Annotated in this window: 30 protein-coding genes and 1 pseudogene; 5 read left to right on the top strand and 26 right to left on the bottom strand. The window is 73.1% G+C overall.

The window, feature by feature from the left end; genetic code table 11:
- Window positions 1-34: 34 nt before the first annotated feature.
- The 20 genes from FZ103_RS10620 to FZ103_RS10530 all read right to left on the bottom strand — a co-directional run bounded on the left by FZ103_RS10620 (window position 35) and on the right by FZ103_RS10530 (window position 12,896).
- Window positions 35-355 (bottom strand): hypothetical protein, encoded by a 321-nt coding sequence (locus FZ103_RS10620; RefSeq protein ID WP_156000547.1) that lies wholly within the window; start codon window positions 353-355, stop codon window positions 35-37.
- A 222-nt stretch (window positions 356-577) separates the two neighbouring features.
- Complete coding sequence (locus tag FZ103_RS10615) at window positions 578-1,489, bottom strand: helix-turn-helix domain-containing protein (protein ID WP_156000546.1); 912 nt, start codon at window positions 1,487-1,489, stop codon at window positions 578-580.
- Between the two features lie 381 nt (window positions 1,490-1,870).
- Entirely contained in the window at window positions 1,871-3,520 is a 1,650-nt protein-coding gene (locus FZ103_RS10610; protein ID WP_156000545.1) for a VWA domain-containing protein, read from the bottom strand.
- 28 nt (window positions 3,521-3,548) lie between these two features.
- Window positions 3,549-4,646, bottom strand: a complete 1,098-nt coding sequence (locus FZ103_RS10605; protein ID WP_222936636.1) for an AAA family ATPase — start codon at window positions 4,644-4,646, stop codon at window positions 3,549-3,551.
- A 70-nt stretch (window positions 4,647-4,716) separates the two neighbouring features.
- Window positions 4,717-4,980 carry a hypothetical protein gene (locus tag FZ103_RS25140; RefSeq protein ID WP_222936634.1) on the bottom strand — a complete coding sequence of 88 codons (264 nt, stop codon included), beginning with the start codon at window positions 4,978-4,980 and terminating at the stop codon, window positions 4,717-4,719.
- A 49-nt stretch (window positions 4,981-5,029) separates the two neighbouring features.
- On the bottom strand, window positions 5,030-5,551 hold the full coding sequence (locus tag FZ103_RS10600) for a hypothetical protein (RefSeq protein WP_156000543.1): 522 nt from the start codon (window positions 5,549-5,551) through the stop codon (window positions 5,030-5,032).
- 115 nt (window positions 5,552-5,666) lie between these two features.
- Entirely contained in the window at window positions 5,667-6,275 is a 609-nt protein-coding gene (locus FZ103_RS10595) for a hypothetical protein (RefSeq protein WP_156000542.1), read from the bottom strand.
- A gap of 237 nt (window positions 6,276-6,512) precedes the next feature.
- Window positions 6,513-6,776: a hypothetical protein gene (locus FZ103_RS10590; protein WP_156000540.1), complete on the bottom strand. Its 264-nt coding sequence runs from the start codon at window positions 6,774-6,776 to the stop codon at window positions 6,513-6,515.
- An 85-nt stretch (window positions 6,777-6,861) separates the two neighbouring features.
- Entirely contained in the window at window positions 6,862-7,161 is a 300-nt protein-coding gene (locus FZ103_RS10585) for a hypothetical protein (protein ID WP_156000538.1), read from the bottom strand.
- Window position 7,162: 1 nt separating this feature from the next.
- Window positions 7,163-7,750 (bottom strand): hypothetical protein, encoded by a 588-nt coding sequence (locus tag FZ103_RS10580; protein ID WP_156000536.1) that lies wholly within the window; start codon window positions 7,748-7,750, stop codon window positions 7,163-7,165.
- A gap of 98 nt (window positions 7,751-7,848) precedes the next feature.
- Complete coding sequence (locus FZ103_RS10575) at window positions 7,849-8,283, bottom strand: hypothetical protein (RefSeq protein ID WP_156000534.1); 435 nt, start codon at window positions 8,281-8,283, stop codon at window positions 7,849-7,851.
- 162 nt (window positions 8,284-8,445) lie between these two features.
- Window positions 8,446-8,913, bottom strand: a complete 468-nt coding sequence (locus tag FZ103_RS10570; protein WP_156000532.1) for a hypothetical protein — start codon at window positions 8,911-8,913, stop codon at window positions 8,446-8,448.
- 58 nt (window positions 8,914-8,971) lie between these two features.
- Window positions 8,972-9,574 (bottom strand): hypothetical protein, encoded by a 603-nt coding sequence (locus FZ103_RS10565; RefSeq protein WP_156000531.1) that lies wholly within the window; start codon window positions 9,572-9,574, stop codon window positions 8,972-8,974.
- A gap of 30 nt (window positions 9,575-9,604) precedes the next feature.
- Window positions 9,605-10,210, bottom strand: a complete 606-nt coding sequence (locus FZ103_RS10560; RefSeq protein ID WP_156000529.1) for a hypothetical protein — start codon at window positions 10,208-10,210, stop codon at window positions 9,605-9,607.
- Window positions 10,211-10,310: 100 nt separating this feature from the next.
- Window positions 10,311-10,532: a hypothetical protein gene (locus FZ103_RS10555; RefSeq protein WP_156000527.1), complete on the bottom strand. Its 222-nt coding sequence runs from the start codon at window positions 10,530-10,532 to the stop codon at window positions 10,311-10,313.
- A gap of 92 nt (window positions 10,533-10,624) precedes the next feature.
- Entirely contained in the window at window positions 10,625-11,191 is a 567-nt protein-coding gene (locus FZ103_RS10550; RefSeq protein ID WP_156000525.1) for a hypothetical protein, read from the bottom strand.
- A gap of 124 nt (window positions 11,192-11,315) precedes the next feature.
- Window positions 11,316-11,645, bottom strand: a complete 330-nt coding sequence (locus tag FZ103_RS10545) for a hypothetical protein (protein WP_156000523.1) — start codon at window positions 11,643-11,645, stop codon at window positions 11,316-11,318.
- A gap of 118 nt (window positions 11,646-11,763) precedes the next feature.
- Window positions 11,764-11,940, bottom strand: coding sequence for a hypothetical protein (locus FZ103_RS10540; RefSeq protein WP_156000521.1), 177 nt, complete (start codon window positions 11,938-11,940; stop codon window positions 11,764-11,766).
- 30 nt (window positions 11,941-11,970) lie between these two features.
- On the bottom strand, window positions 11,971-12,312 hold the full coding sequence (locus FZ103_RS10535) for a hypothetical protein (protein ID WP_156000519.1): 342 nt from the start codon (window positions 12,310-12,312) through the stop codon (window positions 11,971-11,973).
- A gap of 83 nt (window positions 12,313-12,395) precedes the next feature.
- Window positions 12,396-12,896: a hypothetical protein gene (locus FZ103_RS10530; protein WP_156000517.1), complete on the bottom strand. Its 501-nt coding sequence runs from the start codon at window positions 12,894-12,896 to the stop codon at window positions 12,396-12,398.
- Between the two features lie 1,762 nt (window positions 12,897-14,658).
- Between FZ103_RS10530 and FZ103_RS10525 the strand changes: the two genes are divergently transcribed.
- Both FZ103_RS10525 and FZ103_RS10520 read left to right on the top strand, forming a co-directional pair.
- Window positions 14,659-15,177 carry a hypothetical protein gene (locus tag FZ103_RS10525; protein ID WP_156000515.1) on the top strand — a complete coding sequence of 173 codons (519 nt, stop codon included), beginning with the start codon at window positions 14,659-14,661 and terminating at the stop codon, window positions 15,175-15,177.
- A 323-nt stretch (window positions 15,178-15,500) separates the two neighbouring features.
- Window positions 15,501-16,166, top strand: a complete 666-nt coding sequence (locus tag FZ103_RS10520) for a VanZ family protein (RefSeq protein WP_186356093.1) — start codon at window positions 15,501-15,503, stop codon at window positions 16,164-16,166.
- A gap of 101 nt (window positions 16,167-16,267) precedes the next feature.
- Here FZ103_RS10520 and FZ103_RS24870 read toward each other — a convergent pair whose 3' ends face one another.
- Complete coding sequence (locus tag FZ103_RS24870; protein WP_186356092.1) at window positions 16,268-16,729, bottom strand: bacterial transcriptional activator domain-containing protein; 462 nt, start codon at window positions 16,727-16,729, stop codon at window positions 16,268-16,270.
- Between the two features lie 33 nt (window positions 16,730-16,762).
- On the opposite strand from FZ103_RS24870, the pseudogene FZ103_RS26190 reads away from it, so the two are divergent.
- From FZ103_RS26190 to FZ103_RS10500, 3 genes and pseudogenes are all read left to right on the top strand, one after another.
- Window positions 16,763-17,119, top strand: a pseudogene (locus FZ103_RS26190) (hypothetical protein); the annotation flags it as partial.
- 104 nt (window positions 17,120-17,223) lie between these two features.
- Complete coding sequence (locus FZ103_RS10505; protein WP_156000509.1) at window positions 17,224-17,610, top strand: hypothetical protein; 387 nt, start codon at window positions 17,224-17,226, stop codon at window positions 17,608-17,610.
- Entirely contained in the window at window positions 17,607-19,466 is a 1,860-nt protein-coding gene (locus tag FZ103_RS10500) for an RDD family protein (RefSeq protein WP_156000507.1), read from the top strand. The genes FZ103_RS10505 and FZ103_RS10500 overlap by 4 nt, the downstream gene beginning before the upstream one ends.
- A 51-nt stretch (window positions 19,467-19,517) precedes the next feature.
- Here the strand turns inward: FZ103_RS10500 and FZ103_RS10495 are convergent, their stop codons facing one another.
- The 5 genes from FZ103_RS10495 to FZ103_RS10475 all read right to left on the bottom strand — a co-directional run bounded on the left by FZ103_RS10495 (window position 19,518) and on the right by FZ103_RS10475 (window position 23,819).
- Window positions 19,518-22,307 (bottom strand): OmpA family protein, encoded by a 2,790-nt coding sequence (locus FZ103_RS10495; protein ID WP_156000506.1) that lies wholly within the window; start codon window positions 22,305-22,307, stop codon window positions 19,518-19,520.
- Window positions 22,308-22,388: 81 nt separating this feature from the next.
- Window positions 22,389-22,805, bottom strand: coding sequence for a pilus assembly protein TadG-related protein (locus FZ103_RS10490; protein WP_156000505.1), 417 nt, complete (start codon window positions 22,803-22,805; stop codon window positions 22,389-22,391).
- Window positions 22,802-23,239 carry a TadE/TadG family type IV pilus assembly protein gene (locus FZ103_RS10485; protein WP_156000504.1) on the bottom strand — a complete coding sequence of 146 codons (438 nt, stop codon included), beginning with the start codon at window positions 23,237-23,239 and terminating at the stop codon, window positions 22,802-22,804. Before FZ103_RS10485 ends, FZ103_RS10490 begins: the two co-directional genes overlap by 4 nt.
- Window positions 23,236-23,634, bottom strand: coding sequence for a hypothetical protein (locus FZ103_RS10480; RefSeq protein WP_156000503.1), 399 nt, complete (start codon window positions 23,632-23,634; stop codon window positions 23,236-23,238). Before FZ103_RS10480 ends, FZ103_RS10485 begins: the two co-directional genes overlap by 4 nt.
- Window positions 23,631-23,819, bottom strand: a complete 189-nt coding sequence (locus tag FZ103_RS10475) for a hypothetical protein (RefSeq protein ID WP_156000502.1) — start codon at window positions 23,817-23,819, stop codon at window positions 23,631-23,633. Before FZ103_RS10475 ends, FZ103_RS10480 begins: the two co-directional genes overlap by 4 nt.
- Window positions 23,820-23,831: the final 12 nt, after the last annotated feature.

The following is a 23,831-nucleotide window of genomic DNA, read 5'->3' as shown; positions in this document are numbered from 1 at the left end:
GTGGCGGGTGGGCCGTGGGTTCGGCGAGGCGGGTTTACGGCTCGTGGGGCTCGGGCGGCTCGACTTCGGTGACTCCGCCCAGGAGGCTGCGGGCCAGCTGGAAGGCGAGGGTGTCGGGGTAGGCGTCGAAGAAGCCGCGGCACCAGGCGTTGGGGGCGCCCGTGCCGGCGGAGTTCAGGGTCTGGTGGCAGGTGAGTCCGGCGCCGGCGCGGCGGTTGTGTTCGACGAGGTCGGCCAGGCGGCCCGGCTCCAGGTGCATGCGGTTGCCCGGATGGAAGACGCATGTGGAGCAGCGGCGGCTCAGCAGGCGGGGGCGTCCGGTTGCGGGGTCGAGGACGTCGGTGTCGTCGGACATGGTTGTTGGCTCCCTTCTCTGGTGAGAGTGGGTGTCGGTGTGAGCGCGCCCGTCCCCCGGCATCGCAGCCGGCGGTACAGGCGGGGGGTGCGCAGAAGGCGGGCGCCCGCGGTCGGGTGAGCTGAGCCCCCGGCTCTGACGTCGGACTGTCGGCCCTGTCGCGGTTCGTTGTCGGGAAACCCGAGGGACTGGGTGCCGACCTCCCACGGGTGGCGTCGACTTTCAGGGCGCATCGTCGCCGGGCCCGGTGGGTGTGGGTGACATGGCGTCGATCGCGGCGGCGAAGTCGCGCAGGAGCGCGGCCCGCAACTCGGGCGAGGCCCCGCCGGCTGGGCGGGTGTCCGCCTCGGTTTCGACGGCCGCGGCCCGCTGGCGCAGCGCCGAGGCCAGGGCCCCCGACGTCGGCCGCGGTGGGGCACCGCCGGCCGCGGGGACCGCCCCTATCGGCGCGCGCTGCGCGCGCCACCCCGACCGTTTCGACGCCCGCGTGACCGCGCCGTCGCGGTGCAACCGCGTGAGATGGGCGGCCACAGGGACTGCGGGGCCCAGGATCCGGGCCAGTTCCGTGGTGGTGCTGTGGGGATGGTCGACGACGCACTGCAAGACCCGCTCGCTGGGCACCAGCCCCGCGTAGCGGTCGGTGTCCTCAAGGCCGCCGCCCTCCTCCTCGGCGGGCACCAGCCGCCACAGGCCTGGGGATCCGCGCCCGGGCTGGGCCGCTTCGTCGATGCGCTGGGCGCGTCCTTCCGCCATCAAGACCCGTAACCATTTGTAGACCGACGTCCGGTGCTGGCCGGTAGCAGCGGCGATGTCGCTCACGCGGCAGCCGGGATGGTCGTCGAGGTAGCTGATGACCAGGCGAGTCACGGTGGTGTGGCGGGACGCGGCGGGTGGGCCCGGGGCCTGTCGATCAGCGGGCGGATGCCAGCGGGTGAATCCTGGCGGGCCGCTCGCCGACAGCGCGCCCCGATCGACCAGGCGCGCCAGGGCGGGGCCCGCCTCTTCGGGGGTGAGTCCCGCTTCCTCGGCGAGCATCGGCAGAGTGGCGCCAGGGGCGGCGTGCACAAGTGCGAGGAGTCGGTCCTGGAGGGCGCAGTCGCCTCCTTCATCTGCTGCTTCGGGTGGTTGGTTCATCATCGCTCCAATCGATCTCGGCGGATACGGGAAACGGGAAAGGTGTCGGCCGACCACCGTCGTCCGGAGCCAGCGGTGGTGTGGGCGGCGGGTGACGCCGCGCCGGGGGTCAGCCGTCGTGATCCGGGTCGCGAAGGGTGGTGACGACGACAGCGCGGGTATCGGCGAAGATGTCGGTGCAGGTCGACTCGCAGACCGCCGCGAAGTCTCCGGCTATCGCGCCTTCGAAGCCGGGGTTCCCAGGGATGGTCGGCCCGTGGTGGGGGCTTTGCTGAGGATGTCGGTGTGCATGCGGGCGCCGGGGCCGCGGCCCGGTGCGGGTTCGTGCGCCGGACCGCGCGACGGGGGGCGCAGGCGCCGGCTGCGGGGCGTGGGCGGTGATCAGGTGTCGGCCAGGGCGCGGCGGGCTGCGTCGCCGATCACCCGCGGCGCGTGGGCGCCCTCCTCCAAGACGGTGACTTCGCAGCCGTCCAGAGCCTCGGGGCGGGTGGCGATGGCCAGCCATACCAGGGCGCACCCGGCCGCGCGTAGCCGGTCGAGGCGTTGTTGGGCGCGGATGCGCTGGTGGTCGTGGAAGCGGCCGTCGGAGACGATGACCAGCAGCCGCGCGGCCCCGGGCCGCGACAGTCCCAGCGCGGTGTCGAGGGCGTCGGTGGCACCGGCCAGGTCCTCATCGGACCCGGCGACGGCGAACTCGGTGACGCGCGTGGGTGGGCGGCGGGGATCGCCGACGGCGTGGAGGTGCTCGTTGAAGGCGACGGTGGCCGCGGCCGAGCCCTCGGGCAGGTGGGCGCAGGCGCGGCCGCAGATGTAGGCGGCGCCGGCCACCGGTCCCACGGCCGCGTGCATGGAGCCGGAGACGTCGCAGGCGATGCCCAGGCGCAGCGGCGGGTCGGGCACGCTGCGGCGGCGGGTGCGCACGAAGGGCTCGGCGGTGGGCAGGGCGCCGGCGGCCTGCTGGGCCTGGCGGGCGAGCACGGCGCGCATGCGCAGCCGCCCCGGCGGGACGGGGCTGGTTGTGGTGGTGGTGACCGGTTCGCGGTGGGCGGCCCGGCCCAGTTCTTGGGCCAGGCGGCGGGCATCGGCCTGCTCACCGGCGGTGGGGGCCCGGGTGCCGGTGATCACGCTGCCGCTGGGGGGCGGGGTGTCGAAGACCGGCAGCTTCCCGCCGGGATCGCCGGGCGGTTGTGCGGGGGCGCCCCCGGTGGGCGGGGTGGGGCGTGTGGCGGCCACCGCTGCCGCGGCGGCGTCGACGGCTGCGGCCAGCGCCGCCGCCTGCGGGGCCTGGGGGCCGGTGGCGTCGCTGGCGGTGGTGATGGCCGTCCAGGCCCGGCCCAGTTCCATCATCGTCGCGCCGTCGTCGTCGGCCGCGGCGTGGGCGCGGTGCCACAGGCCGGCCAGCGCCCCCAGCCGGGAGGGCCCCAGGAGTGCCACCACCGCCGCGCGGACCGGGCGGGTCTCCTCGGTCGTGAGGACGCCGGCGTCGGCGCGGGCCAGCAGCAGGGCGGCGGCCTGTGCGGCTTCGGCCAGCGAGGCCGGGTGGCGGGCCTGGCCGGTCGCGGGGTCGATGAGGTCCTCCAGCAGGAGCTGGTGCATGGCTGCGCGCAGCCAGACCCGGTCGGCGGGGCGCCGCGCGAGGTGGGCGGCTTCGATGCGCGACTCCTCCAGCAGCAGCGCCGCGTGGGTGTGGGCCCGTGGCGCGGCCGGGTCGGGGTGCCAGCGGGAGTGGTGGGCGTGGGCGGCCTCGTGGCACAGCACGCCCCACAGGGCCGGGTAGCGGGTGCGGTCGGCGGCGCGGTGGGGGGTGCAGGTGTCCGGGTCGCAGCCGAGGTGGTCGCCGTCGAGTTCGATGGCGGCCCGCTCGGGGATGTAGCAGCCCGGGGCGCCGCCGCCGGCGCCGGGGGCGCAGGTGACGACGAGGTCCTCGCGCTCGGCCAGATCGCCCACCTCGGCGGTGAGCGCGGCCGAGAGCCGCTTCCAGGCGCCGGCGGCGGTCGCGGGTGCGCGGGCGGGGGCCAGGTGGGTGGCCACGGGTCGGCTCCTTTCGGGTTGCAGGGGGTCAGAGTTGGGGGCCCAGGGCCAGCGGGGCCACGGGTCGGCCGAAGGCCGATTCCAGGACTTCGATGACGGTGTCGCGGTCGGGCTCGGGGGCGATCCCGGCGAGGTTGGCCAGGGCCGCCTCCAGTCCCAGCACCTCCTCCAGGCGGGCGAAGGCCAGCAGTTCACGCAGTTGCGGGGCCCAGCCGGTCTCGCCGGCCTCGAGTCGGCGGGCGAGGTTGCGCGCGGCGCGCACCGCGCGGGAGTCCACGCCCAGGTGGCGGGCGAGGTCGTAGTCGGTGGAGACGTGGATGTGGGCGGCCAGGCGGGAGGCGAGCGCGTCGGTGAGCACGGCGCCGTGCACGCCGGGGTTGTGGCCGCAGACGACGTGGAAGCCGGGCTGGGCGGTGACGACTTCGCCGGCGTGGGCCTTGATGGTGATCTCGCCGCGGCCGTCCATGGCCGGATACAGCACCGCCAGCACCGGCGGGGAGATGAGGGTGGCGTCGTCGACGAACAGACACCGGCCTTCGCGCATGGCCCGCACCAGGGGGCCGTGGACGAAGGTGAAGGTGCCGTCGGGGTTCTGGGTGTATTCGCCCACCAGGTCGGCCACGGCGGTGTCGGCGTCGCCGGCCACGGTGACCAGGTCGGGGTGGGCGGCCTCGACCAGCGAGGTCTTGCCGGTGCCGGGCGGGCCGTAGAGCAGGGGGCACAGCCCGGCTTCCCGCAGGCGGCGCAGCACCTGAACGTCGGGGGCATCGGCCAGGGCGCGGGGGTGGTAGAGGTTCCCGCCGGGGCGGGCGACGGGTTCGGGGCGGGCCGGGCGCGGGCGCTGCCGCCCCGGCTCCGGGGGCGGGGGTCCGGTTGCGGCGTGGGCGATGGCGGTGGTGGCCTCATAGCGCATGGGCCGGCCCGGGGCGGCGCGGGCGTGGCCGTCCTCGGCCAGGCGGCGCAGGGCGTTGCCGATGGCGCCGGAGGAGCGGTCCAGGGCGCGGGCGATCTCGGTGGGGGTGTGGTAGCCGGGGTGGTCGGCGAGGAAGGAGGCGACCAGGCTCCGCAGCTGGCCGGAGCCCAGCCGCCCGGGCGCTTGGGGCGTGTCGGGGGTGGGCGCGGGCACGAGGAAACCTCCTGTTCTGCATGGGGTCGAGCGGCGCGGTCCGCGGCGGCGGCGCACGACCGGGGGCCGGTCATCGGCGCGGGCGGGGGCCGAAGCCGCAGTGGGGGGTGCGGATGTGGACCTGGGGTTCCTGGGGGCAGGGGCAGGTCTGGGCGATGGGGGCACACGGCGGTGCGCCCCACCGCAGCGGCGCCGGGGCTTGGTAGATGAAGGCATCCAGGTCGTTGCTGGTGCTGGCGAAGACGGCATCGGCGCAGGCGCGGTCGAAGTCGTCGAAGAACTGGCGGTGGGTGGTGCCCAGTTCGGAGTCGTCGAAGATGATCACGGTGTACACGGGGGCTCCCTCCGGTGAGGCGGCAGCAACGGGTGGCGGGGCGGTGGTCTCAGGTGGGGGCGGGGATGTCGGCCCATCCCCGCCGCGGGCCCATCCACAGCTGGGCGCGCACGGCCCGCGCCGGCGGCGGCAGGCGTGTGGCGGCCTCGAGCGCGGCGGCGTAGTCGGGAGGCCCGGTGCCCGGGACGGTCAGGGTCTGGACGGTGGGGATGCCGTGGTCGTCGAAGCCGCGCACGAGGTAGCAGCCGCGGGCTTCGGCCTCGGCGACCTCGCGGGCGTAGTCGTACTCATCCGCCAGCAGGTCGAGGACGCGGTCGGTGGACAGGGCGGCGCCCTCGGGGCTGCGGCATCGGGCGGCGAACTCCTCCACGACGCGCTGGGCCTCGCCCGAGGACGGGCGGAAGTGCGTCTGTGAGCCGCGCCCGTCGTCGACCAGCTCGCCCAAGATGGTGGATCCGTCGCACAGCCGGGCCGACCAGGCGATGCCGAATCCCAGGTCGACCTGCTCCAGCCGGGTGATGCGGATGCGGTCGGTGGGCACCCGCAGGCCGGTGTGCACGAGTGTTTTCATCGCGGTCCTTTCTGCTCGGGTCGGGCCCCGCGGCCCGGTGCCGGGAGGAGATGGGGCCGGGGCACGGGGGCGGGGCGCCGCCGGACTCCCGGCGGCGCCCCGGGGAAGGCGGGCTTCAGATGCGCGGCAGCACCTCCACGGCCGCGTCGATCGCTCCGGCGACGGGGTAGGCGGCCATGCCAGGGCGCTGTGTTCCGGGGTCGATGCGGAACCGGTAGACCTCGCGGCGCCCGCGGACGGTCAGGATGCGCACCAGCGTGGAGGAGGTATGCATGAAGGCGGTGGTCACCCTGATGGCCAGATCGGTCCGCTCGCTGCTGCGGTAGGTGTCGGTGATGGTGTACGTGCTCAGGGAGCGGTCGTGTTCGGGCCGGGCGGCCAGGTGCCAGGACCGGCGGGCCATGTCGGTGCGCAGGTCCAGCACGCAGGGGGTCAGCGCCTTGACCTGGGGCCATTCGGCCAGGATGTCGCCGCCGATGCTGCCCAAAGCCGCCGCGGCGTAGGTGTCGGTGTATTCCTCGCCGTCCTCCTCGGCCTGGGCGGCGATGCCGTCCAGGTCCTCGACTCCGGCGATGACCATGGCTTCGTCGCCGGGCACGTGGCCCGGCGCGACGGCCTCGACCCGGTCGGCGGCTTCTCGCCAGAGGAGCAGGCCGCCGGGGCCGCCTTCCCGTAGCTGGGCTACCTGGAGGGGGTCGACGTCGAGGATCTCGTTGTGACGCATGATCGGTGTGCACACTCCTTTTCACTGTGGGTGGCGGATGTGTCCCATGCCGGTACCGGCGCTGCGGTCGACGGCAGGGCCGGGACCGGGCCGCGGAAGCGGGAGGGGGTGGAGACAGGCGGATGGCTCGCCCCTTGGCCCGGCCCGTGGGGGCGGGGCCCTGCCGGGGAAACAGGGGCGGGTCTCGCCGCGCAGGGCCGCGGGCACGCCGCGGCCCTGCGCGGGCGGAGGCGGCGGTCAGGGCTGCCAGCCCAGGACTTCGCGGGCGTCGCCGGGCAGGTAGCCCACCTGGTCGCTGTCACCGAGGTAGAGCACCAGCGGGGAGTCGCACAGCCGCTCCTGGTCCTGCTCCCAGCGCTCGACGACGCAGATGTCGCCGAGGGCGTGTTCGAAGGGCCAGGTGGGCTGGATGGCCAGGCGCACCGGGGCATCGCCCAGCCCGGGGCCGTGCTCGGTGACGGCGTCCTGCAGTGCCTCGATCAGGTCGTTGACGGTCGTCACGGTGGTGTCATCCCTTCTGCATGAATGAGCGCGCCGACCCCGAAGGGCCGGCGCGCCGGATACGGACGGGTGGCGGGTGTGCGGGTCAGGTCAGGGCCGCCGCGGCGCGGGCGGCCAGGTCGGCGGCTGGGGCGGCCGCAGCGTGCAGGCCGCGCAGACCGGCCGGGCCGAGCAGGTCGGCGGCGCGGCCGAGCCGACGCATCTCCGGGGCGGGCACGGTCTGGGCGGTGGCGACCAGCTCCGGCGGGCCCAGGCCGAACCACCACACCAGCAGCCGGTGGCCCGGGCGGGTGTCGATCACCAGGCCGGTGGCCACACCCGCCGGGCCGGCCGGGCGCATCGGCGCGGCCTGGACGAGGTCGCCGCACCGGGGGGCGGGGGCCATGTCACTCCTCGGCCGTGTCGGGGGCGGCGGCCTGGTAGCGGCGCGGGGCCGCACAGGTCCGGCGGGCCTCGCCCGTCTCGGCCAGCTTCTCCAGGGCGTTGGCGATGGCGCCCGCGCTGCGGTTGAGCACCTTGGAGATCTCGCCGGGGGTGAACTCGGCGTGGGGGTGCTCGATGAGGTGCTGGGCGACCATGGCGCGCAGCTGCCCGGGGCGGGCCACGGGCCGGCCGCTTTGCGTCCGGCGCTGCGGGCGCTCGGCGGCCTCGGCCGCGGTGGGCGCCGCGTCGGCGGGCGCGGCCCCGACTTCGGTTTCGGTTTCCGGGATGGTGTCCTCGGCGGGCTCCGGGCCCGGCGGCGGGGCGCTGGGAAACCAGGTGTCGGGCAGGGGCCGGGTCGCCTCGGTGGCGTCGGGGCGCCGGCGGCGGGCCCGGCCGGACTTCTCCAGGGCGGACAGGGCCTTGGAGACCGAGGCGCGCGAGGCGCCGGTGGCCTCCACCAGGGTGACGGCCGTGGTGCCCTCGGGCCGTGCGGCCAGCGCCTGGGCGACACGGTCGCGCACGGGCACCGCTTCGGTGGTCTCGACGGTCATGTCGGTGTCTCCTTTCTTCGAGGCTCCGCCCCGGGGCGGAAAACGGGGTCGGGGCGGGGTTTGCGGGGGCCACGGGCGGGGTCCGCCCGTGGCCGGTTTCAGTGCAGGTGCAGGTAGCGGTCGGGGTCGTCGGGCCAGCCGGGCTCCCAGGGCGGGTCCTCGCGCGGCAGGTAGGTCAGCGACTGGCGGATGAGCACGGCCACCAGCTCCCGGGCTTCGTCGGCGTAGTGGCTCCAGGCTTCTCGGGCCTCGGCGTCGTCGCTCTCCGCGGCCGGTGGCCGCAGGTCGTGCAGCAGCTCGGGAGCGAAGACCAGGCGCGACGGCGAGGGCGCGTAGATGCCGGTGAGGGTGAAGCGGAGGTGCACGTCGTCGGGGTCGGCCCACTCGTGGGCGGGGGCCAGGAGGTCGGGGAAGTGGACTTCCAGCAGGGCCGCGGTGGGCCAGATGTCGCAGATCAGGGCGGCCAGGTGGGTCCGGGTGGCCTCGGTCAGGTGCGCGCGGGTGAACCGCGGCGAGGGCACTGAGGTGGGCATCGCGGCTCCTTGAGAGGCGGGCGGGAGGGGCATCGGCGGGTGTGCACGGCGCCGCGTGCGGCGGTGTGCCGGACACAAAGGAGGGGTCGGCGGGCGCAGGCCGCCCCGCCCACCAGCGGAGTGGGTGGGCGGGGCGGCGGATCCGGTCCTGGGACGCGATGGTCAGGGGCAGGCTTTGGCAGCCCTTTCGGCGGCGGTGCGCATGACTTGCAGCGCGTGCGGGTGCTGCTCGAGCCATCGCTCGGTCTCGATGCCGGGCACCGCCGGATGCGTGGGGGCGTGCAGGCACACCAGGCGGCGCGCGGCGATGAAGACCCACTTGCGGTGCGCGTCCACGACGGGGACGGGCTTGGCCACGTTGAGCTTGTCGCCGATGAGATGGGCGAGCACGGGGGCGTCCCGATAGGTGGGGTCGCCCTCGGAGCAGGCGCGCTGCAGCCAGTCGGCCACCCCGTTGAGGGTGTGGCGCAGGCTCGCGCGCAGGTGGGGGGTGGGCTCGACGGTGCGGGGCAGGACGAACGCGTCGATGCGGTCGAAGGCGCGCCGGGCCTCGTCCAGGTGCTGCCAGGCGAGTGTGTGGGCACGGTATTCGGCGGGCGAGGGGATCAGCCCCTCAGGAAGCGTGGGCATCAGGGCTCCTGTTCTCTCGGGGGGCGGACATCCGGGTTTCCGCATAGGGGGCCGGTTATCAGTCGAGGAGCAGGCTGCGGGTGGCGGCGCTGAGGGCCGTGGCGGCCGTGCTCAGTGACAGGGCGCTGGCGTCGACGGCCAGCTCGCGGCGCCGTCCGCGGGCGCTGGTCACACGCACGCGCACCGGGGCGGCATAGCCCAGGGGTGAGGAGATGTGGGCGCGCCCGCCGGTGGCTGGGTGCCGGTAGATCTCCTCCAGCTGCGGGAACCGGTGCCCGCGCAGGTGCCAGGCGCCCACGGTGCGGCACAGGTGCAGTCCCCAGGCGGCCAGCGCCTGGCGCAGCGGCTGGGCGGTGGGGGTCAGCGCCCGGATGAGGGGCCATTCCTCGCTGACCTCCTCGGCCAGCTCCTGCAGGGCGGGCACCAGGCGGGCCGCGGGAAGCGCGGCGGGGTCCTGGGCCTGCGGGTCGGCGTCGGCTCCGGCGAAGGCGAGCTGCTCGTAGCCGGCCACGACCAGGGTGTGGGCGCCCAGCTGGTCGGGGCGGGCGGCGTCGGCGGTGCGGACCGCGCCGGTGGTCTCCTCCCAGACCAGCAGCGATCCGGATCCGGCCTGTTTGAGCAGGTCGACGTGGTCGGCGGTGATGTCGATGTTCGGGGGCAACGCTCCTCCCAACGCGGTGGCGGTCGGTGATCAGGGCTGGGGGCCGCGGTGTGCGGCGGCGTGGGCGGCCGCGGCCACGGCCGGGGCCGCAGGCTCGGGGCGGCCGGTGTCGAGGGTGAAGGCGGCCTGCAGGTGGTCGGGCGGTGCCAGGACGCGCACGTAGGTCGCGCCCGGCGCCTCCACGTCGGTTACGGTCACCACCCAGGTGCCTGCGGGGTGGTGGTAGCGCTCGGCCAGCACGCGCGGCGCGAACCGGTCGCGGGCGCGGGGGTCGGGGGTGCGGATGGGCGGCCCGTCCAGGTACAGGCCGTGGTGGGCCATGGCCCGGCGCAGCGCGGCCACCTCGGCCACATGGGGCCGCACGTGGGGCCATTCCTCGATGACGGCCTGGGCGAGGCCGCGCAGGCGCTCCAGGACGGCGTCCTCGTCGGCGCCCGCGGCGGTGGCGGCCTCGGCCTCGATGGCCTCCAGGGCGCTCGCCCCGGCCAGGACGGGGGTGTGGCGGTTCAGCCAGGCGACGGCCTCATCGGCGCGGGCCACCTGGACGCGGTGGTCGTGCTGGTCCCAGACCAGCAGGGCCTGGGTGCCCACCGCCCGCATCCGGGCGAGGTGGGCGGGGGTGATGGCGTCGAACACGGCGGCTCCTTGTCGTTGGTGCCGGGCACGAAGGGCACGGCGGGCGCGCTGACGGGCGGTTCTCGCCGACCGTCAGCGCGCCGGGGCGGGCGGGGCGGGGTCAGGTCGCGGCGCCGCGGGTGAGCTCGTGGGCGCCGGGGCCGCCCAGGAGTTCGCTGATCTCGGCGGCGACGCGGAAGGCGCTGTAGGCCGCTTCCAGCGCGGCCGCCTGGGCCGCGCGGTCGCGGTGGCCGCCCGCGTCGGGGCGACCGGCCGCTTCGACCTCGGCCCATTCCCGGCGGGCGATCTGGATGACGGCCTGACGCTCAGCGGGAGTGCTCATGGCAGGTCTCCTTTCGGTCGAGGGAGGCGAGAGGGCGTGCGGCCGCAGCCCGGCGCGGTGCGGTGCGGAGGGCGGGCGCGGCGGCCGCGGGGCTACATCAGGTAGGCCGCGGCGTGGGCGGCGGCGGCCACGATGTCGGCCGCCTGCAGCAGCGAGGCGTGCTCCACCTCGATGGCGAGGGTGTGGAGGGGCTCGCACGCCGCGTCGTCGAAGACGAGGATGCGGGCGGGGGCCGCATACCCCAGCGGGGTGGTGACGGCGACGACGGCGTGGCCGGAGTCGGTTTCGTACTCCTCGGCGATCTCGGGCAGGTCCTCGCCGGTGGCGCCGATGATGTCGGGGGCGCAGCGCAGGTGCAGGCCGCGGCGGCGCATGGCCACGCGCAGCGGCGCCACGGTGGGGGTCAGGCCCCGCTGCAGCGCGTGCTGGCGGGCCCGGACCGCCCACCGCTGGATGGCGGCTTCCGTGTCGTCGGCGTCGGGCAGGTCGCGGTATCCGGCGATGATGATGTCGGCATACCCCAGCACGTCGGGGTCGTCGTCGCCGCCGGTCAGGGCGGTCACGCGCAGCCGGTGGGCCTCCTCGTGCCAGACGAGCAGGCTGCCGGGGCCGCCGTCGCGCAGCTGGGTCAGGTGGGCGGGCTCGATCGGGATGTCCATAGGGCGCATGGCTCCTTCGCACGGGTCGGGGTCGGGTCAGGGCCATCGGCCCTGCACACAGCACCGGCCGCGGGCGCGCTCGCAGCGCACCCGCGGCCGGCGGGTCATCGGCGGTGTCGGCGCCTCAGGCGGGCGCTTCGGTGTAGGGCGCTCGGCGGGCGGCGCAGTCGGGGCAGACCTGGCCCAGGTGGCGGCCGTGGCCGCACCGGGTGGGGTCGGCGCCGTTGCACCAGTACTCCAGGGCGCTGTGCAGCACGAAGCCGGTGCTCAGGCTCCAGTCGGACTCGACGAAGTCGTCCCAGGTGTCGCTGAGCCACGCGGCGAAGGCGATCGCGCTGGGTGGCGGCAGGTAGCCGCGGTCGGTGACGAAGGCCAGGAACTCCTGCTCGGCGGCGGCGCGCGCCGGGCCCCGCAGGGGCTGGCGGGCCGCGGCCGGGGCGTCGAGGTCCAGCACGGAGGTCTCCCTTCAACGGGGGCGGGTGGGCACACGGGTGTCCGGAGGGTGCGGTGGGCGCGGCGCTGGGCGCCCGGCACCAGCCCGGGGCGGGCCGGGCCTGGCCCGGCGGTACCGGCTACTGGATCGGCTGCCAGGCCGACCACCGACCGTCGGTGAACTCGCGGCGCACCGAGAGGGTGCAGTTCTCGCAGTGCCAGGTCTGGACGTCGTGGTTCCACATGCGCTGGGGGACGACGTTGAGGTCCTTGACCACCAGGTGGCCGCAGCGCGGGCAGGTGTGCTTGTTGGTCATGGGGTCGGCTCCCTTCGCGGTGGAGGGCGGTCAGGGCTGGTCGGCGTCGCCGCGCTGGTCCTGCTGGGCGGCGTCGCAGCCGGGGCAGGAGTCGCTGGCGCGGTAGCCGTGGGCGCAGAGTCGGGTGGGGTCGTCGCCGCCGCACCAGTCCACGAGCGCGCCGTGGATGACCTGGGCGTTGGTGTAGCCGGGGTCGCCGTCGGGGAAGTCGTTCCACTCCTGGTGCAGCCAGGCGGCGAACGCGTGGGCGCCGGGGGCCGACAGGTAGCCCTGGGCCAGGACGTACTCGGCGATCTCGGCCTCGGTGACCTCGACCCGGTCGGCGTCGATGTCGGCCTCGCCGGTGGTGGCCGGGGCGTGGGGGTCCAGCACAGATGTCTCCCTTCGGTGGCGCCCCCGCCCGCGGGCGGGGGCGGTGGTGGGCACACGGGTGCCCTCAGGCCGGCGTGGGGTGGCTAGACGCGCATGGCCGCGCGTCCGGCACTCAACTGGTCGCGGAAGTTGGCGTAGTGCTCGCCCGAGGCGCGCAGCGCGCGGTGGAGCTCGTCGTGGACGTAGTCGACGAACCGGCGGCGGGCGCCGCTGAGCTCGGCCTTGGCCTGGAGCATGCCGATCAGGTAGGTGACGGCGTCCAGGCACGCGTTCTCGCCGGTGAAGGTCTTGAGGACGGGGTCCTCGCCGCTGCGGCGGTGGGTCTGGTCGTCGTTGATCAACGAGGTGACGGTGTAGGTCCACATCTGCTTGGGCCCGTGCTTGGTGCAGGCCGGGCGGGGGCAGCTGGGCGGGCACGTGCTGCACCCGTGGGCGGTGCAGGCCCGGAGCTTGCACAGCCGGTTGCAGCGCAGGCGGCGCGTCTGGCGCCGGGCGTGGACCCGGTAGATGCCGTAGGTGTAGTCGTCGAGGTAGGCGCCCAGTTCCCTGACGGTCTCCGGGCGGACTACGGCCGGGATGCGCATGGCTCTCCTCCTGGGTTGTGAGGGAACGGGTCGGGCTGCGGGTGGCGACGCGCGCCACCGCGCCGGGCGGCGCCGCTGGGCGCACGGGCGCGGTTGCCCCTCCACCTGCGGGGATGGGAGCGCGCGTCGCTGCGGGAGCGCATGTGACGGCAGCCGGGCATCGGGCGCGCCGGGCGGAAACCGCGCCGCAGAATCGCTGGGAAACGGGCGGCGGATTCGCGCGCCGTATCGCGCGCTCGTTCAACACGGCCTGCCGTCGGCCGTCCGCTATTGAGTTTTCAAGGAACAGGCACATTCCCGCTTTCAGTGCCGCCCGGGGCGGGTTCGGGGGAATCCCCGTGCCGGGTTCGCGATGCCCGCGCCGGTTTTTCTCGTGGCGCTCTTTTGGGCATGGCTGGCCCGCGCTATGGTGTGGCTTAGGCGTTCCCGAGCGGGTGGCTGCGGCGGGTGTGACTAACCGCGGTTGCGCGGTTCACCCCGGTTCCCGCGGCGCGCGTCACCGCTGGTGACGCGGCGTGCGGGGGCTGGTATCCGGCCCGGTTGCGGCCGGTCGGCATTCGCGCCGAAACGGGTGCGCTTTGTGCGGGTGAATCACCGTCCTTTCGTGTGCGGTGGTGTTTCGTTCGGCGTTGCGGCTTCAGGTTTGCTTGGGCGTTTTCCGGGTGTCAAGCCCTTTTCTGATTTATTTTTCGGCGCCGGGTGTGTTTCCCGTTCGCCTGGCGTTGCGAGCCCAGATCACCTTGGGCGCGCCGCGGGTGTCAACGGGTTCGGCGGATTTTTTCGAGGCGGGATTTTTGCTTGCCTTGGGCGACCGTAGAGAGGTATATGCGCGCGGCCGCGCCGGGGGCGGGTGCGGCGTTTGCCCGCGGGTTATACCGGGTGATCTCCGCGGTTTTCCTGTGGGCGATCAGCCGGCCGGTGAATCGCAGAACAGGAACGCGGGTGGAGGAGCTGCGGTCAGGGCCGGAATGGCCGAAAACCGGAAGCGATCGGGTGGAATGAGAATCGCACCGCCACGGCTACGGGGATGGTTACGGCGCCGATCATTCGGCACGACGCCACTGTCGTGGCGAGTCGGGGCGGCGAGTGGACCCGGTGTCGGCGAGATGCGCTGGGCCGCCAGCGCGGGGGTGGGGGTCCACTCTGGAGTGGACCCCCCAATGGACCCCCCGGTGGACCCCCTGGCACGTCCGTTTCAGGAATAGCGCCGGTGCGAATGCGTGGAAGGCGCACCGCATGCGGTCTTAGCGCCGACGCGGGCGGGCTGCATCGGATTTGAATCCGGCACAGCGGTCAGTCAGAGAGGTATATGGAGCAGGTTCGCCGAGGCGGAAGTGGGAGCGGCGCAGCGGTAGGTCGTGGTCTCGGCCAGCAGTTCGTAGGTGCGTTAACTGCATACCGGTGCCGAGCGCGAGCGTGAGCCCGCAGCGGGTCCCGTAGACGGCATGTCCGACGCACTCTGCCACGCCGGCGCCACGACCGTCTCGACAGGCGCTCAGGCGGTCATCCCTCCTCGCCGGGCAATCCTGGAGGCTGATCACCCGCCGTGGCCCCGGCAGCGTCTGCCACTCAGACCCGCCGATGCATGCTGTAAGTGTCCGGATGCGGACAGCAACACCACTCCTTGGGTTCTTACCAGATCACAGACGTAGCCCTGCGGGTGGTGACGTGTACCACTTCAGTCGTCCATTGTCACCAGCGAGCGGGCGACATTAATCTCTTTCGAGCCCACAAGGCGTCCATTCTGGAAGGTCAATAAGGTTTGCGAAGGATTGCTCTCGCCGCCGCATTGGTGCTCGCTGTATCGGCCTCAATAGGCGCATCCCCCGCGTCGGCCCAAGAAGCCACACAAAGCAGAGTTATCTACGAGCAGGAAATCATCCTGACCGACGATCATCGACTGCTCGAAGTAGGCGAAGGCAAGGACGTAGAGAGCCTCGAACAATACCAGGAAGACGTCGCCGAGGAGCGAGGCGACGATCCTGAAGCGACCATCCTTGACACCGGGTACGGCTACCTGTCAAACGGAACGCTGCGGATTGAAGCATCGTCCTGCAGCCATGTGGCAGTTGACTATTTCAAGGATTCCGGGTCCACAATCGTCGCCGAATTCGGCGTCAGGTGGGGGAACCAGGACCGCTGGGGTGGCCAGCGCTACACGATCGCTCCCGGTGGACGTGCCGGGCAAACCTTCCGGTCAACGACGACACCCAAGTCGTATCAGGGACTGATGCGAGTATCGGGCAACGTCTACCGGACAGAGTTCGCTGCTTGCTACTAACCTAGATCCAGCACACGAAGTAGAGGGCGGGGTCGTCGCCTATTGCGGCGGCCCCGCCCCTAGCACTGCCTGAGCCGGACACCCGATTTCCGCTGAATGGGTTCTCCGGCGCTGCATCGTTACCTCTCTAATGAAACCGGGAAGGCCGCCTCCTTCACATGTGGATGGTTCTACTCTTCGTCAACCCGCTGACGATTTCGCTTGTCGCCGCCACCCTTTTGGCCGTCGCGTGGCTCGTGGCCCGGTTGCTCTACCGACGACCCCGACCAACTGTCCAGTGGGCGCGTATATGCCTTGGTTGCGCAGCGGTACTGTTCTTCGCGGTGCTCGTTCAGCCGGCCAACGCCGGTTGGGCGGCTGCAGGAGAGCGGGGAACTCGATTCGAGGTCAATCCCCTCGCAGGCTATATGGAGGAGTTCAGCCCCACAGACTCCTTTGTTATCGAGACAGCGGAAGGGCGCAGCGTATACTTCAACGGGCGAGAAGATCTCACACACAAGCAGACACGGGAAATCGCTAAAGAGAAAGATTCCGGAACAGGTTACTTTGCTTATCGCTTCGAAGTCGATGGGGAGGCTGTGTGGCTTGACGGATCAGGAAAGCCACTGGGGGGACGAGAAACAGATTTTCTGAAACAAAATGGAGTCTATTACACCAATCCTGACGACTACCTTGATTCAACAGACGGCGACGGAAGCGCGACTCTCGTCGTCGAGGAACTTATCACGAACCTTCTTCTGTTCGTGCCCGTCGGGATCGCAGCAGCCGCCGCTTTCGCACCTCTTATACTCCGCTTCTTCACCGGTACGCTTTTGTCCTTGGCAATCGAGGCGTCCCAACTGGTGATTGGAACAGGCGGTGTGGCCGGCACGGGCGATGTGCTCGTGAACACCACCGGAGGAGTTCTGGGAGCAGCATCCGTGGTGGGATTCTACGCTTTGACGGCGCGGCGGCATGACGCACCTGCCCTCGCCGAACGGGCCCGATAGTTCGATCCTACATATTCACCGGGTTCACCGATTACTGTTCCGCACGGCTGCTACGCAGGTCCGCTCGCTGCCGCAGGGGCCCGCCACGACCTCGACCGTTCCTATACTTTCAATCCCCTGCGTGCGCATTGACCCCCATAGCTGGTGCCATTCCTCTGTTCTGGTTCCTGAATTTCTAGGAACTTATGGAGACTCTCCCGAAGCCGCTCGTAGACGCGCGTGACTTCGTCGGGGCGGTCGTTGCGGGCGTGGGCGCGCATCAGCTCCTGGTAGATGGCTTCGTTGTGCTCGTCCAAGTCGCGGGCGCGCTCCAGCCACTCCAGGGCCGCGGGGGTGTCCTCGCTGAGGTGGGCGGCCTCGACGCAGACCGAGGAGGCCAGGCGGCGGCGGTTCTCCCGTTCGGGCTCGATGATCGGGCGGTCGGCTTCGCCCAACGGCGGCCCGGTGTAGGCCTCAAGGGCGGTGCTGAGGTGGACGGGGCGCTGGTGTTGCTCGGCGGTGCGTTCCGATGTTCGCGCCGCTGACGGGCGACCTGCGGCTGCCCCGCAGTCGGGGGCGCCCACGCACCTGCCCGAACCGGGTGCGATAAGGCCTACTCCTCGGCCGCGGTCCCGTCCCACCTGCGCCGACGCAACATCGTCGCGACGATCGCCCAGCCCGTCGGGCGGCAGGCCCCGGCCTTCGACCGGCGGGCCTCCCGCGGCCGCAACACCGTGGAGCGGGCCATCAACTTGCTCAAGCAGAACCGCGCGGTGACGACCAGGTACGACAAGCGGGCCTCGATCAATGACGGCACGGTCCAGCTCGCCGCGATCCGGATCTGGCTGCGCCACCTCGCCCGTTCAAAAAACAGGCTTTCGCGCTACGCCATTCGGGCACGGTGTCGGCAACCTCGCAGTCGCCGACATCTCTCAGCCGTGGCCCTCACGCGACGGGAGCAAAACCGCAGGTGAAAGGTTGCTTGGAGACCATCGACGGCGCAGACTGAGATTCAGGTGATCTGATACCGGGCCTGCTCGATCGGGGTCCGGCCCGCACCAGCGGAGAGGCTGCGGCGATGGACACCACCATGCAGATTCACGTCTCCTGTGACGCTCACGCAGAAGACCTGGAGCAGCTGGTCGCCAGCTTGCACGGCGAGCTTCTGCACCTGGATGTCGAGGATGTGCGGCCACTGCAGACGGGACCCCCGCCGGCCGGCGCTCGCGCGGATTGGGGTCTCGATCTAACCGGCTTGGCCGTCGTTACCGACGCCTCCATGACTATGCTGAGCAGGCTCGTGCGCAGCCTCCGGGCATGGTGTGACCGCACCCAGCCGCGGCCCTCTCTTCGACTCGAGATCGACGGCGACGTGCTGGAGATCTCCGAGACCTCCACCGAGCAGGCGGACCGGAGTCTGCAGTTTTTCCTGCAACGCCACGGAACTTCCCAGGGAGAGGTGTGAGTGGCGCGCGTCGGGCGCTGATCGTCGCCCAGGACACCTACGAGGACCCGGGCCTGACGCGGTTGCGTTCTCCCGCCCAGGACGCCATGGCACTGGCCGAGGTGCTCGGCAATCCTGACATCGGCGGCTTCGAGGTTTCTGTTGTGCACAACGAACCCTCGCCGGCGGTGGCCGCGAAGGTTGAGGAGTTCTTCGCCGAGGGCCGACGCGAAGACGCTCTGCTCCTGCACTTCTCCTGCCACGGGCTGAAGAATCTGTCAGGGGAGCTGTTCTTCGCCGCCCGCGACACCACACCGCGGCTCCTGAGATCGACGGCCGTCTCGGCGTATTTCGTCCGCAAGTGCATGGGTACGTGCCGGGCCCGCAACACCGTCTTGCTTCTCGACTGCTGCTTCGGTGGGGCGTTCCTCGAGGGCATGGGCCTACGCAGTGCCGGCGACGCCCACGTACTCGATACGTTCTCCGGCCAGGACATGGGAAGCGGTAAGGGCTGGGCGGTAGTAACCGCATCCAACGCCATCGAGTATGCGTTCGAAGGTGACCGCCTGGCCGAAGACGCCCCCCACACACCTTCGGTATTCACCAGCGCCCTGGTCGCCGGCCTCACGACTGGAGAGGCCGATCTCGACGAGGACGGGCGGATCTCGCTCGACGAGCTCTACGACTTTCTCTACGACCGCATCCGCAGCGAGAACCCTCACCAAACGCCCAGCTGCAGCGTGCATGTGCAGGGCGACGTCTACCTCGCACGCAGCACACGGCGCCACCGCGCCCTGGCCCAGCTGCCCGAACCACTGCGCCAGGCCCTGCTCAGCCCGAACCCGCAGACACAGCATGGGGGGTTGCTCCAACTGGAAGCCGCGGTGACCGGGGACGACATCACTGCAGCCGCAACCGCCCACGAGGTCCTGCTGTGGCTGACCCGCCAACCCCCCAGCCCCATCCGCGCTCAAGCTCACCGGGTGCTGGAAGGCGTACGGCTCACGCCCGTACCGAGCGTCGTGGACTTCGGCCGCATCATCCAGGGCACACCCGCACCCCGACGACTGCTTCACCTGATCGGTCCGCCTCTGGCACGACAATGCACGGCCCGCCCCCGCACCCACAGTGTCCGGGTAACGCCGACGTCGGCCGCCGATGGCGCGTGGGAGATCCATCTCGACACCGACCGGCCGGGACCGGTCGATTCCACGGTCTCGCTGTCCGGTCGCCTCGGCGACGTCCACGTCCCCGTGACGGCTGAAATCGTCCCCGCCACGGACATCGAAGACACGCACCCGCCACAGGCGGCGCCGGACCCAGCGGAGGGTTCCGCGGACGCGCAGGCGGCCGATCCGCATCCACCGGCGGCATTCCGCTACTCCCCCACCGGCCCCGAGCCGTTGCCGCGGATGAGGCGCCGCGTGCTCGCTCGCCTGATCGACTTCGCCGTCGTCGGGCTGGGCGGTTGGGCCTTGCTGATCATTGCCATGGCGCTGGGCGAGGCCGCCGGCTGGAACACCAGAGCCGACGGCACGCTGGTCACGGTTGTGACGGCTTTGTCGATCTTCGGCTGGGGTCTGCTGATGTTTCTTTACGACGCGCTGCTGCTCGGGGCATGGGGCCACACGGTAGGCATGGCCGTGGTACACGTACGGGTCGCCAACGCATCCGACGCCCGTCGGCCTCGATGGCCTCAGGCTCTGACACGCGCGGCCGTGTTCGGACTCCCGCAATCGCTCCCGGTCCTTGGCCAGGTCTTCGTCCTGCTCGAATGCCTGGTCGGACTTTCCGACGCCCAGAACCGGCCACTACACGACGCCGCGGCCAAGACCGTCGTGCGCAGCGTGGCTTCCGGTGTCCCCAGTGGACGCTGACTCGCCCGGCTCACCGACGGGGCCGCGGTGCAGGGCGGGACGTCAACGGTCTCACCGCCGGCGGGGGCGGTGCCGTACCGGTTTCTTCTCGCCTCGCGGTGCCAGGGAGGTGAGTTCTTCGACAAGCCGCGTGCTGGCCGGACTGGGCGTGGCGCCGATGGCGTCCAGGGCCTGTTGGAGGAGGCCGTAGACGCGCGTGACCTCGTCGGGGCGGTCGTTGCGGGCGTGGGCGCGCATCAGTTCCTGGTAGATGGCTTCGTTGTGCTCGTCGAGGCCGCGGGCGCGCTCCAGCCACTCCAGGGCCGCGGGGGTGTCCTCGCTGAGATGGGCGGCCTCGACGCAGGCCGAGGAGGCCAGGCGGCGGCGGTTCTCGCGTTCGGGTTCGATGAGCGGGTGGTCGACCTCGCCCAGCAGCGGGGCGCGGTAGAGCGCCAGCGCGGCGTGCAGGTTACCGAGGCGATCGTGGTCCTGAGCGGTGCGGGCGGCGGCCAGGGCGTCGTCGAAGTCCCATACGTCGCAGGCCAGGGTGTGCTCGTCGAGGCGGTAGCGGCCGGCGCGGTGGGTGATGACCTCGGCCTGGGGCCGGTTCAGGGCGGTGCGGATGATGCTGCGGGCGTTGCTGACGGCGGCGGTGCGTTGGGCTTTGGCAGCCACGGGGTCGGTCTCGAGCAGTTCGGTGATCTCCTCGGTGCCGGCGCCGTCGGCCCGGCGCAGCGCCAGCAGCCCCAGCAGCAGGCGGGCGCTGCTGCGCAGCCCGGTGGCGATCTCCTCGCCGTCGGGGGTGAGCACGACGGGATGGGGCGCGAAGACGCGCAGCCGCACGCGGGGCGAGGCCGAGGCATCCGCGCCGACGGTCTCGGCGGGTGCGCGGGTGTCCGGCTCGGCCGGGTGCGGCGGTGCGTGCTGCTGCCCAGGGTGCTCGGCCGTCTGGGTCGTGGTGCTCGATGGCGGCGTCGGTGAGGGCCCAGGGGGCTGGTCGGCGGGGTGGCCGTTCTCGCCGGGCTGGGATCGGTCCGCGGCATCGGCGGCGGTGTGCTCCTCGGCGGGTGCCGGGTCGGGCCTTTCTTCTTCCGCGCGCCCGGCGGCGTCGGTCGGGGCGGGGGTTGTTTCGGCGCCGGCTGTTGCGTCTCCACCTCGTGACGGGTCGCCGCTGTCGGCGGGCTCGGGTGCGGGGGTGTGCTCGGCCAGGCGCTGGGCGGCCTCTTGTGGGGTGAGGGTGGGCACGTGGAGGTCGTCGAGGCGGTAGGTCTCGGCGTCGACGGTGACCTGCAGGACGTCGTCGCGGTCGCAGACCACCGTGCGTTCCAGGTCGGCCTCGCCCAGCACGAGCAGCACGATGCCGGCCTCGGCGGCCAGGGCGCGCAGGCGGGTCCGCGCGCCGGGGTCGGTGGGGGCGTCGGCCAGGACGACGAGCACTCCGGGATCGGGCTCGGCGACCGGGGCGGCCTCTTCGGCGGCGCGGCGGGCCCGGCCCAGCAGGTGGGCCTCGGCGTGCAGGAGCAGATCGGCGGCTCCGGTGCTGCAGTGCAGGTTGGGCGCCGTGCTGCGGTCCAGGCCCAGGCGCTGCGCCAGCTCCTCGGTGAGAGCCACCGGGTGCTCCTCCTGCAGGCAGTCCAGGGCGAGCGCGGCCGCCATGTGCTCGGCACAGCGGCCCTGCAGGCACAGGCCGCCGCGGGTGGGCAGGCGCACCGGGTCTGCGGTGGCGGTGGTGGCCAGGCGCAGCCGGTGCTGGGCATCCAGGACCCCCTCGGTGTCGCCGGCCCGCTGCGGTGTCGGGGGGTTGTGGGGCGCTGTGTGGGCGCGCGGTGGGGGCGGCTCGCCCTGGCGGGCGGGGGCGCCCCGTTCGCGGGCGTTTGGGGCCGGTGCGGGGGTGCGGCGGCGGGTGAGGCGTCCGGCTCCGGCGCCGAGGGCAGCGGAGGTGGCGGCCACACCGCCGATCACCGCGGCCGCGGGCCAGTCGGTCGCGGCGGTGCCGTCTTCGGCCTCGGGCGCCGAGGTGGGAGCGGCGTCAGGGGTGGACGGGCGGGCGGTGTCGTCGGGTTTGGAGGGGGTGGGCGGGGCGAGGGTGTAGGTGATCTCGACGCGGCGCTGGGCTGCCGGCGGGGCCAGGGTGTCCTGCTCGTAGCGGGGGTCGTCTTCGCCGCGGGCGGCGACGGTGATCTCGACGCCCGCGGGGGCGTGGCGGCCCAACACCTCGGCGACGGCCTCGGCGCGCTGGCGGCTGAGCTTGCGGTTGTAGTCGGCCGGGCCGGAGGCGTCGGTGTGGCCGGTGACGGTGATGCGGCTGTGGGGGGCGAGGTAGGCGCCGACCAGGTCGGTCAGCGGGGCGAGGTTGGCCCGCATCCGCGTATCGAGCTGCGCCGAGCCCAGCGCGAACCCGGAAAGCACTCGCGTGCGGTGCTGGGCCTGGGCGTCCGCGGCGCCGGCCTCCGGCAGTTCGTCGTCGGGGGCCGGGTCCTGCGGCGCCGGGGCGGCGGCCTGCTCCGCGGGGGCCGGGGCCGAGACGGCGCCGGCCGAGGACGGGCTGGCCAGCACCGTGGAGATCGAGGTGAGGGCGAGCAGCCGCAGCGGCGTCAGGCGCGGGGCGTGCCCGCGCGCCAGGGCCACCACGTCGGCCAGGGTGAGCACGGCGAAGGCGCCCCAGGCGGCCCAGCCCACCGCCACCCATCCCGCGGTCAGCACCGCGGGCGGCAGGCTCGCGCTGCGCACGGCCAACCACACATAGCCCACGTCGTAGCCGCCGAGGGCGGGCCAGCCCAGGTCGAGCAGCACCACGGGCGGCACGGCCAGCATCAGCAGGGTGGCCGCCAGCGCGGCGGCGGTCCGCACCCAGTTGGGCACCTCAACCTCCCAGCGAACCCCCGGGGGGCCGGGCGCCGGGCCCGGCCGGGGTGGTGGCTTACCTCGTCTTGGCCGCCGGTCTCAAGTGGGGGCGCGTGCGGCGGCGGTGGCTTGGGCGGCGGCGGTGCGCACCCCGATGGGCAGCAGGACCGAGTCGTAGTCCAGCCGCGCGGTCACGGTGATCCGGGCGCCCTGGACGCGCACGCTGCCCCGGGCGCCGGCCCGGGCGAGGTAGGTGCGGGCGGCTCGGGCGGCCGCGGCCGGCTCCAGGGTGCGCTCGCCGGTGGCGCGGAAGGCGGCCAGATCCAGCTGCTGGGCGCCGGTGCGGGCGGCTTCGGCGGCGATGGTGCCGGCCTGGCCGCGGGTGATGAGCATGCCGCCGGCGTCCCACACCAGCCCCACACACGCCAGCACGGCGACCATGATCGCGATGACGAAGGCGGTGGCCTGGCCCGCATCCTCCCGGCGGCGTGCGGCGCGGCAGCGCAGGGGACTCATCGGGGGGCCTCCTGGTAGGTGTCGATGGGCACGCGCGCCGCGGCGGTGATGGTGCGCCGCCCGGAGGAGAACAGGCCCAGCCCGTCCATGCGGGTGGTGCAGACCAGGCGGGCGGTGACGGTGCCGCCGGGGCGCAGCCCCTCCAGGTCCAGGTGCAGGCGGTGCCGGCCGCAGGCCAGCCCGGATCCGGCCAGGGTGTCGCGCACGGCCTGCTCGGCGGCGGCGCGGGCCGCGGGGGCGCTGTCCTGCAGGGAGGCGGCGCGGGCGGCGGCGTGGGCCACCGGGTCGGCGGCCAGCTGGGCGCTGACCTGGCGGCCGGCCACCACCAGCAGCAGCGCGGCCACCAGCAGCACGGGGGCGATGAGCAGCAGTTCGACGGCGCCGCCGCCGCGCTCCCCGCGGCCGCGCCACCGGCGGCTCCGGGCGCGGCTCATGGGGTGCCGGCCCGTTCGACGGGGCCCGACAACCGCACCCGCACCGTCGGGGTCCAGCCGGGCAGCAGGGCGGTGGTGCTGGCCGCCACGACAACGCGGGCGCGGGTGGGGCCGCGCTGCAGGTCGATGTCCACGTCGTGGAGCAGGGCGCCGCCCAAATCGGTGCGGATCTGCTGGGCGCGGGCGCGGGCGGTGGCCGGGGTGGCCTCGGCGGCGCGCAGCGCGGCCAGGCTCTGCTGGGCGATGGCCTGGGCGCGGTGCTGGGCGTGGGCCCACAGCGCGACCTGCACCACGATGAGCACCAGCACCAGGGTGGCGGCCAGGCTGATGGCCGCCTCGGCCGCGCCCCGATCGCCCCGCCCCCGCAGCCGACGCGGCCGGTGGGGGCGGGTCATTGGTTGAGTCCCAGATCCAGCGACTCGGCGCCGGAGACGAGCATGTCGGTGAGGATCGCGCCGATGGTCAGCGCCACGCTGATCGCCAGGGCGGTCAGCAGGATGTACTGGGCGGAGAAGTCGCCCCGGTCGCTGCGGCGCGGGCGCAGGCGGATCCGGGCGCGGCGGCGATGCAGGTGGGACACGGTGTCCTCCCC

It is taken from the genome of Streptomonospora sp. PA3, assembly GCF_009728995.1.
Lineage (GTDB): Bacteria > Actinomycetota > Actinomycetes > Streptosporangiales > Streptosporangiaceae > Streptomonospora.
The sequence above is the reverse complement of the archived record's forward strand: the minus strand, read 5'-3'. Positions and strand labels throughout refer to the sequence as shown.